This is a genomic window from Rhodoferax sp. (assembly GCF_028714215.1).
Lineage (GTDB): Bacteria > Pseudomonadota > Gammaproteobacteria > Burkholderiales > Burkholderiaceae_C > Rhodoferax.
Genome location: NZ_JAQTMS010000066.1, coordinates 19,737 through 28,032, shown reverse-complemented (window position 1 = coordinate 28,032; position 8,296 = coordinate 19,737). Strand labels below are relative to the sequence as shown.

7 protein-coding genes are annotated in these 8,296 nt (G+C 64.4%); 5 read left to right on the top strand and 2 right to left on the bottom strand.

The features are described from left to right. Positions 1–875: MFS transporter (locus PHS32_RS21430; RefSeq protein ID WP_301081417.1), on the bottom strand; the 875-nt coding region annotated here is incomplete at its 3' end. Between the two features lies 1 nt (position 876). Then, complete coding sequence (gene aroC / locus PHS32_RS21425) at positions 877–1,971, bottom strand: chorismate synthase (protein WP_301081415.1); 1,095 nt, start codon at positions 1,969–1,971, stop codon at positions 877–879. An 83-nt stretch (positions 1,972–2,054) separates the two neighbouring features. Here aroC and PHS32_RS21420 point away from each other — a divergent pair, with 83 nt between their 5' ends. From PHS32_RS21420 to PHS32_RS21400, 5 genes are all read left to right on the top strand, one after another. Further along, positions 2,055–3,350 carry an O-acetylhomoserine aminocarboxypropyltransferase gene (locus PHS32_RS21420; RefSeq protein WP_301081413.1) on the top strand — a complete coding sequence of 432 codons (1,296 nt, stop codon included), beginning with the start codon at positions 2,055–2,057 and terminating at the stop codon, positions 3,348–3,350. Between the two features lie 124 nt (positions 3,351–3,474). Further along, entirely contained in the window at positions 3,475–4,281 is an 807-nt protein-coding gene (locus tag PHS32_RS21415; protein ID WP_301081411.1) for an alpha/beta hydrolase, read from the top strand. 136 nt (positions 4,282–4,417) lie between these two features. Continuing rightward, a complete protein-coding gene (locus PHS32_RS21410; RefSeq protein WP_301081409.1) occupies positions 4,418–5,377 on the top strand; it encodes a TAXI family TRAP transporter solute-binding subunit in 960 nt (319 codons plus the stop codon). Positions 5,378–5,453: 76 nt separating this feature from the next. After that, positions 5,454–7,478 (top strand): TRAP transporter fused permease subunit, encoded by a 2,025-nt coding sequence (locus tag PHS32_RS21405; protein WP_301081407.1) that lies wholly within the window; start codon positions 5,454–5,456, stop codon positions 7,476–7,478. An 85-nt stretch (positions 7,479–7,563) separates the two neighbouring features. Then, a complete protein-coding gene (locus tag PHS32_RS21400; protein WP_301081406.1) occupies positions 7,564–8,286 on the top strand; it encodes a ribonuclease activity regulator RraA in 723 nt (240 codons plus the stop codon). Positions 8,287–8,296: the final 10 nt, after the last annotated feature.

Here is an 8,296-nt window from a genome sequence, read left to right as displayed (position 1 = left end):
CCTCCACGACAAGGACCAAAGTCTCCACCACAAGCGTCGCCACGGCTTGCCCCTTTGCAAATCAAGCACTTACGCGCAACCCAAGATCCAATTCCCGGGAAAGCAACGGCGAGTTGAGAAAGATGGGATAGCAGGCCGATGACGGTTTTGCTGTAGCCCAGGTGGTCCAGGTAGAGCGAGAAGAAAACATAGATGCTCATGTGCGCCAGCACATGGAAAAACATGGAGGCAAACAGCCACTGCACCGGCGGCTGGCGCAGCACGGGCCAGACCGCGAGCTTGACCTGGTGCGGATGCACCGCCTCCTTCAGGTCGGGCAGGCGCCACACGCTGATGAAGACGGCGCCCAGCGTCAGCGCGGTCCAGGCTGGAAAATGTGCCATGCCAAACTTCTGAAACCAGGCACCGGCCAGAAACACCGTGACCAAGAAACCCAGCGAGCCCCACAAGCGCACGCGGCCATAGCGGCGGGCATCGAAGGCGCCGCCGCTGGTCACCAGATGCGCCATCGCCGCCTCGCTCATGGCCATCATGAAACTGGTGTGGGTGAACATCAGCAGCAGCACGGCAGCCAACCAGCCCATGCCAAAGTTGAAGAACAGCCCCGCCGACGACAGCAAGGCCACGCTGGCCCCCAGGCGCAGCAGCTTGACGCGCTCGCCGGTGTGGTCGCTCAAGGCGCCCCAGGCGTAGGGTGCAAACAGGCGCGTGGCGGCTTGCACCGCGATCAGCAGGCTGATATCGAAGACGCCCAGCCCCATGTCCTTGAGCCACAGGGGCAGGTAAGGATTGAAGAACCCGATGTGGGCGAAGTAGCTCGCCGACAGCGCGGCAAACGGGATCAGGTGTCGGCGCTGCGCCGCCTCGGTCGACAAGTCAGGCCGAGGCGTTGATGGGCGCCAGGCTGGCCGTCACATCGCCGCACTGGGCGCGCTGGCGCAACGCGTGCTCCATCACCACCAGTGCCAGCATGGCCTCGGCAATGGGGGTGGCGCGAATACCGACGCAGGGGTCGTGCCGCCCCTTGGTACTGACTTCGGTGCTGTGGCCCGCCACATCGATGGACTCGCGCGGCGTCAGGATGGAGCTGGTGGGTTTCACCGCAATGGAGACTTCCAGATCCTGCCCGCTGCTGATGCCACCCAGCACGCCACCGGCGTTGTTGGAGCGAAAACCCTGCGGCGACAGCGCGTCGCCATGCGACGAGCCGTGCTGCGTCACACTGGCAAAACCGGCGCCGATCTCCACCCCCTTGACGGCGTTGATGCCCATCATGGCGTAGGCAATGTCGGCGTCCAGCTTGTCGAACAGCGGCTCGCCCAGGCCGACCGGGACATTCGTTGCCGAGACGCGCAGACGGGCACCGCAGGAGTCGCCGGCCTTGCGCAAGGCCTCCAGATAGGTCTCCAGCGCCGCCACATCGGCCAGCGGCGCAAAAAACGGATTGCCGGACACAAAGTCCCAGGACTCGAAGGCGATGGGCAGCTCGCCGATCTGCGTCATGCAGCCGCGAAACCGGGTCCCGTATTTCTCGAAAAGCCACTTCTTGGCGACCGCGCCGGCCGCCACCATGGGCGCCGTCAGGCGGGCCGAAGAGCGGCCACCGCCACGCGGATCGCGAATGCCGTATTTCTGAAAATAGCTGTAGTCGGCGTGCCCGGGGCGGAAGGTCTGCACGATGTTGGCGTAGTCCTTGCTGCGCTGGTCGGTGTTCCTGATCAGCAGACAGATCGGCGTGCCGGTGGTCTGGCCCTCATACACGCCGCTCAAAATTTCCACCGTATCGGGCTCATTGCGCTGCGTCACGAACTTGGAAGTGCCGGGCCGGCGCCGGTCCAGATCGCCCTGGATGTCAGCCTCGCTCAACAACATGCCGGGCGGGCAGCCGTCGATCACGCAGCCAATGGCCGCTCCGTGGGATTCACCGAAGTTGGTGACCGCGAATAAGTTTCCGAAAGTGTTGCCGCTCATGGCTGGGATTATCCCAGACGAAGAATTCTTCGGGCGCGTCACAGGATAATGCCCACTGATCACAAAATCGCAAAAGGAATCCCATGCCCGGCTATTCAGACCCCGGCTTCGACACCCTGGCGCTGCACGCCGGTGCCGCACCCGACCCGGCCACCGGCGCCCGCGCCGTGCCGATTCACCTCACCACCTCCTTCGTCTTCGAGTCCAGCGACCACGCCGCCGCGCTGTTCAATCTGGAGCGCGCCGGCCACGTCTACTCGCGCATCAGCAACCCGACCAACGCGGTGCTGGAGCAGCGCGTCTCGGCGCTGGAAGGCGGCATCGGCGCCATCACTACGGCCAGCGGCCAGGCCGCGCTGCACCTGAGCATTGCCACGCTGATGGGCGCCGGCTCGCACATCGTGGCCAGCACCGCGCTGTACGGTGGCTCGCAGAACCTGCTGCACTACACGCTGCGCCGCTTCGGCATAGAGACCACCTTTGTCAAGCCGGGTGACATTGACGGCTGGCGCGCTGCCGTTCGGCCCAACACCAAATTATTCTTTGGCGAAACGGTGGGCAACCCCGGACTCGACCTGCTGGACATAGCCACCGTCAGTTCCATCGCCGACGAAGCCGGCGTGCCCTTGCTGGTGGACTCCACCCTGACCTCGCCCTGGCTTATCAAGCCGTTCGAACATGGGGCCGATCTGGTCTACCACTCGGCCACCAAGTTCCTGAGCGGCCACGGCACCGTGATTGGTGGCATCGTGGTGGACGGCGGCAACTTCGACTGGGACCGGTCAGGCAAATTCCCCGAGCTCACCACGCCTTATGAAGGCTTTCACAACATGGTGTTCAGCGAAGAGTCCACCGTCGGCGCCTTCCTGCTGCGAGCCCGGCGCGAGGGTCTGCGCGACTTCGGCGCTGCCTTAAGCCCGCATTCGGCCTGGCTGATTCTGCAAGGCATTGAAACCTTGTCGCTGCGCATGGAGCGCCACATGAGCAACACGCAAAAAGTGGTCGAATTTCTCTCGAACCAGCCGTTCGTTGCGCGCGTCGGCCACCCCTTGCTGGCGAGCCATCCCAGCCACGCGCTGGCGCAACAACTGTTGCCGCGCGGCGCCGGTTCGGTCTTCAGTTTCGACCTCAAGGGCAGCCGCGAACAGGGCAAGAAGTTCGTCGAACACCTGAAGGTCTTCAGCCACCTGGCGAATGTGGGCGACTGCCGCAGCCTGGTGATTCACCCGGCCAGCACCACGCATTTCCGCATGAGCGACGAGGCGCTGGCCGCCGGCGGCATCACGCAGGGCACGATACGCCTCTCGATCGGCCTGGAAGACCCGGACGATCTGATCGACGACCTCAAGCGTGCACTCAAAATCGCGGAAAGAATTTAGCCATTGTCATTGCGGACCTGATCCGCAATCCACAGCACCGCCCCTCCCTGCGCGAACGTTGCCTGGATCCCGGATCGAGTCCGGGATGACAAATACCAACAAGACCACTGAGACTGGAGAAAGAATGTACTTGCAAGTCAATGGCGCCAAGACCTACTGCTATACCGGCGGCAAAGCCTTCGATGCCGCCAAGCCCACCGTGATCTTCATCCACGGCGTCCTGAACGACCACAGCGTCTGGATTCTGCAGACGCGCTATTTGGCCAATCACGGCTGGAACGTGCTGGCGCTGGACCTGCCGGGCCATTGCCGCAGCGCCGGCGAGCCCCCCGCCACGGTGGAACAGGCGGCCGACTTTGTGCTGGCCTTGATGGACGCGTCAGGCCTCGCCCAGGCGGCGCTGGTGGGCCACAGCTTTGGCTCGCTGATCGCGCTGGAGACAGCGGCCCGGGCGCCGCAGCGGGTCAGCCACCTGATCATGGTCGGCACTGCTTATCCGATGAAGGTCTCGCCCGTGCTGCTGGAGAACTCGATCAAGGCGCCGCTGAAGGCAATCGACCTGGTCAACACTTTTTCGCACTCGACGCTGGCGCCGCCGCCCTCGGCGCTAGGCCCCGGCACCTGGCTCTACGGCGGCTCGCGCGCGCTGATGAAGCGCGTGCTGGCCAGCAACCCGGCGGTCAACGTGTTTCACACCGGCTTCAAGGCTTGCGACGACTACCGCAACGGGGAAGCCGCCATGGCACAAGTGCAGTGCCCCACCCTCTTTATCCTGGGCCGCCAGGACCAGATGACGCCGCCGAAGGCGGCGCAGTCGCTGACGGCCAAGGCGGCGCGGGCCAAGGTGGTGGTGCTGGAGGCCGGCCACTCGCTGATGACCGAGGCGCCCGACGGCGTGCTGTTTGCCATCCGGGACTTCCTGCGGGCCTAAAGAGCGCACCGGCTTTTGCTGTCTGCTGCGGGACAGCACCCGAGGGAAAGTCATTAGACACCGAAGCGCCCCCGAGTGGCAGAATGAAACAGCACCCGGAAAAAAATCGGCACCACGGTACTTTTCAGGAGACATCATGAAAGCCATCACGCCTTCGGTCTGCGCACTGCTCGCCGGCCTGGTCCTGTCGCTCAGCGCAGCGGGACAAACCATTTCCATCGCCACCGGCGGCACCGGCGGGGTCTACTACCCGATGGGGGGCGGCATGGCGGCCGTGCTGTCCAAGCATGTGCCCGGCATGCAGGCCACCGCCGAGGTCACCGGCGGTTCGGTCGACAACCTCAAGCTGATCGGCAGCGGCAAGCCCTACATCGGCTTCACCATGACCGATGCCAGCCAGGACGCCTACCGTGGCGAGGACAAGTTCAAAGGCCATAAAGTGCCGCTCAAGACCTTGATGGTGCTGTACCCCAATCGCATGCACGTGGTCAGCGTGGAGGGCCGCGGCATCGCCAAAATGGCCGACCTGAAGGGCAAGCACGTCTCCACCGGCTCACCCGGCAGCGCCACCGAAGTGATGGCGTTTCGCCTGATCGAGGCAGCCGGTCTGGACAAGGACCGCGACCTGCGGCGCGAGCGCCTGGGTGTGGCCGAATCGGTCAACGCCATCAAGGACGGCAAGATCGACGCCTTCTTCTGGGTCGGCGGCCTGCCGACCGCCGGCGTGACCGATCTGGCCAATACGCCCGGCATCAAACTCAAGATGGTGGACCATGCCGAGGCGGTGCCGGCCATGAACAAGAAGTACGGCAACCTGTATGTCGAAGATGTGATCCCCAAGGATGTCTACCGCGGCATGGACAGCGACAACAAGCAGGCCACCGTGATGAACATCCTGGTGACCCATGAAAACATGGACGACAAGACCGCCTACAACATCGTCAAGACCATTTTCGAGCGGCGTGAGGACTTGATTGCGGTGCACAAGGAAGCCGTCAACTTCAAACTGGAAAACCAGCGAACCAACGCCTCGCCGATCCCGTTTCACCCCGGCGCGATGAAGTACTTTGCCGAGAGAGGCGTCAAGTTCAACTGAGCTGCCGGCGCGCTAGGCCCCGCTCCAAGCGGGGTTTTTTTCGCCCCGCACCCCCAACCTACAAGGTCCTGCCAGCATGAACCAGTCCAGCGCACCGGATGTGCCCGCAGTCGTCAGCGAAGACGCGCTGCACAAGGCCGAGGAATTCATCGAAGCCGACGAGGGCGCGGCCAACAAGTTCAAGGGCTGGCTGGCAGCCCTGGTGACCCTGCTGGCGTTTGTCATGTCGGTGTTTCATCTCTACACCGCTTACGGCATCGTGCCGACCCAGACCCTGCGCCCGGTGCACGTCGGCTTCGTGCTGACACTGTGTTTTCTGATGTTCCCGGTCGCCAGCCGCTTTCGACACCGCATCATGTGGTGGGACTGGATCGCCGCCGCCCTGTCGATTGCCATCGTGGTCTACCTGATCCAGGGCGGCGACGATTTCACCGACCGCAACACCGCCCCGGAAACCTGGGACATCGTCTTTGGCATCGCGCTGATCGCCCTGGTGATGGAAGCGATGCGCCGCACCAATGGCTGGATCATGCCGGCGATCACCTCCGCATTCATCCTGTATGCCTTGTTCGGTCCCTGGCTGCCGGCACCCTGGACGCACAAGGGCTACGAGATCGGCCGCCTGGTGGGCGTCATGTACATGACCCTGGAAGGCATCTACGGCGTGGCGGTCGATGTGTCGTCCTCGCTGATCATCCTGTTCACGATTTTCGGCGCCTTCCTGCAGTACTCGGGCGCCGGCAAGTTCTACATCGATTTTTCGTTTTCCGCCATGGGTGGCAAACCCACCGGTGCCGGCCGCACCGTGGTGCTGGCCTCGTTTCTGCTGGGCGGACCGTCCGGCTCCGGCGTCGCCACCACCGTGACGCTGGGCGCCGTCGCCTACCCCATGCTGGCGAAAGCCGGCTACGAGAAAAATGCCGCCGGCGGCCTGCTGGCGGCGGGTGGCCTGGGCGCCATCATCTCGCCGCCGGTGCTGGGCGCGGCGGCCTTCCTGATCGCCGAATTCCTGAAAATCTCCTACCTCGACGTGCTGCTGATGGCGGTGATTCCGACCCTGATGTTCTACCTGGCCTTGTTCCTGATGGTGGAGATCGACGCCCGCAAATACGGCATGGGCAACACCGCTTTCGCCAAGGTGGACACGGTGTGGAATCTGACCCGCAAATACTGGTTCCACTTTCTGTCACTGATTTCCATCGTCGCCTTCATGATGTGGGGTTTCTCGCCGGTGCTCTCGGTGTTCTGGGCCACCGTGGTGTCGTTCTTTACCAGTTTCCTGCGCCGTGACTGCGCCCTGCTCTCCTACGACCTGTTCCAGGGCAAGGGCTCGTGGCGCCAGAACCTGTTTCAGTCGCCGTTCGTCAAGGCCATGGAAGGCGGCTCCATCGGTGTGCTCAACGTCGCCGCCACCTGCGCCGGCGCCGGCATCATCGTCGGCGTCGTCACGCTGACCGGCCTGGGCCTGAAGTTCAGTTCCATCGTGATCGACTATGCCGGTGGTTCCCTGTTGCTTACAGCCATCTTCACCTCGCTGGTGGTGTGGATCGTCGGCCTGGCGGTGCCGGTGACGGCCTCCTACATCATCTGCGCGGTCATCGCCGCGCCGGCCCTGATCAAGCTGGGTGTGCCGGACTTTGCCGCCCACATGTTCATTTTTTACTACGCCGTGCTGTCCGAAGTGTCGCCGCCAACCGCGCTGTCGCCGTTCGCCGCCGCCGCCATCACCGGCGGCGATCCGTACAAGACCACCCTGCAATGCTGGAAGTACACCGTGCCGGCCTTTCTGGTGCCCTTCATGTTCGTGCTTGATCCGGCCGGCCAGGGGTTGCTGCTGATGGGCTCGACCAAGGCACTGGCAACGGCCAACTGGTGGTCCATTGCACAGGTGACGCTGACCTGCGCCATCGGCATCGCGGCCCTGGCGGCCGGCTTCCAGGGCTGGGCCTTGAAGCGCACCACGCTGACGGAGCGCTGGATGCTGCTGGCCGCCGGCTTCGCGCTGGTGTACCCGGGTGCGCTGGCCGACCTCGTCGGCTTCGGCCTGGTGATCGCCGCCCTGGCCATGCAATACTTGCGCCGGGAAACACAGCCGGCCTGACGTGTTGGCTCCTTCTGCCGGCAGAAGGAGCCATCTCAGCGCCACGGCCGGCCGCAGCCCGCTCTATCGATCAACGGAGAACCCCATGAGCCAAGCCATCAACATGCAACTCGACGCCCAGGTCGTCGCTGTTCTTTCGCAAGTCACCACCGCCACCCTGACCACCTTGCTGCTAAAAAAAGGACTGCGCAATGTCTGGCTGCGTGGCACCCGCCCGCTGCGCAGCGGCCAGCCGCGCCTGGTAGCGCGCGCTTTCACGCTGCGCTTCGTGCCGGCGCGCGAAGACCTGGCGACGCCCGAGTCCTGGTCCTCGCCGATCTCGACCAGGGCCGCGATCGAGGCCATGCCGGAGGGCTGCATCGCCGTGGTCGACGCCATGGGAGTCACCGATGCCGGCGTTTTTGGCGACATCCTGTGCACCCGCATGGTCAAGCGCGGCGTCGCGGCGCTGGTGACCGATGGCGTGGTGCGCGATGTCGCTGGCGTGCTGGGCAGCGGCCTGCCGGTCTGGTGCAGCGGCGCGGCGGCACCGCCCTCGGTGGCCGGTCTGACCTTTGTCGCCTGGCAACAGCCGATCGCCTGTGGCGGCGTGGCGGTCTTTCCGGGCGACGTGGTGGTGGTGGACGATGACGGCGCGGTCCTGATCCCGGCCGCCCTGCTGGACGAGATACTGCTGCTGGCGCCGGAACAGGAGCGGCTGGAGAGCTGGATCATGCGCCAGGTCGAACAAGGTGCGGCGCTGCCGGGCCTGTACCCGCCCAACGCCGAAAACAAGGCGCGCTACCTGGCCGAGACGGCCGCCAAATAACGCTGGGCAG

Bases quoted from the DNA above. Each gene is read 5' to 3' on its own strand.
- aroC (WP_301081415.1), bottom strand. From the start codon at position 1,971: ATGAGCGGCAACACTTTCGGAAACTTATTCGCGGTCACCAACTTCGGT.
- PHS32_RS21420 (WP_301081413.1), top strand. From the start codon at position 2,055: ATGCCCGGCTATTCAGACCCCGGCTTCGACACCCTGGCGCTGCACGCC.
- PHS32_RS21415 (WP_301081411.1), top strand. From the start codon at position 3,475: ATGTACTTGCAAGTCAATGGCGCCAAGACCTACTGCTATACCGGCGGC.
- PHS32_RS21410 (WP_301081409.1), top strand. From the start codon at position 4,418: ATGAAAGCCATCACGCCTTCGGTCTGCGCACTGCTCGCCGGCCTGGTC.
- PHS32_RS21405 (WP_301081407.1), top strand. From the start codon at position 5,454: ATGAACCAGTCCAGCGCACCGGATGTGCCCGCAGTCGTCAGCGAAGAC.
- PHS32_RS21400 (WP_301081406.1), top strand. From the start codon at position 7,564: ATGAGCCAAGCCATCAACATGCAACTCGACGCCCAGGTCGTCGCTGTT.